We start from the raw sequence: 641 nt of genomic DNA, 5'->3' as shown, positions 1-641 counted from the left end.
GGACTAACCTCTGGTGAATCTGTTATGGCGCCAGCTGTATTGCAGAGTAGCTACGTTGGGAATAGATAAGCGCTGAAAGCATCTAAGTGCGAAACTAGCCACAAGATGAGACTTCCATTGAGGGTCGTAGCAGACTACTACGTTGATAGGTCATAGGTATAAAGGTGGTGACATCATAGCCGAGTGATACTAATTGCCCGAAGCTTTCTCATAGCAGGTAATGAATGGTGAGTGGTGAAATAAGTTGATTAAGTTGATTAAGAGAATGGTTGTAAAACCAGGAACCTAATCAAGCACTTAACCTAATCAACCACTCACTGAAAATACAATATTGTTGTTTTCTCTGATTAATTACTTCTTTCAATAATATGTCATTGTTAAGCTAAAAGCAGAAGGCCAAAAGGCTAAAGCGAGAAGTGAAACAAATAAATGAATTGGCAAAAAAGCTTTATGCTTTCAGCCTTGAGCTTTCAGCTCAAAAGAAATTCAGGTGCCTATATCGGCGGTGTCTACCTCTTCCCATTCCGAACAGAGAAGTCAAGCCCGCCAGAGCCGATGGTACTGCGGTAAAACGTGGGAGAGTAGGTCGGTGCCAAATCTTATCCGCCTTAAAGGCTGAATCGTGAAACCCTTCATCATAT

2 rRNA genes are annotated in these 641 nt (G+C 41.8%); both read left to right on the top strand.

The window, feature by feature from the left end:
• Window positions 1-213, top strand: a 23S ribosomal RNA gene (locus tag AC1DU2_RS30865); the annotation flags it as partial.
• 273 nt (window positions 214-486) lie between these two features.
• Window positions 487-598, top strand: a 5S ribosomal RNA gene (rrf, locus tag AC1DU2_RS30860).
• Window positions 599-641 lie beyond the last annotated feature (43 nt).

The organism is Mucilaginibacter sp. P4_C11, from assembly GCF_056402115.1.
Note: the sequence above shows the minus strand (reverse complement) of the source record. Positions and strands in the feature narration are given on the sequence as shown.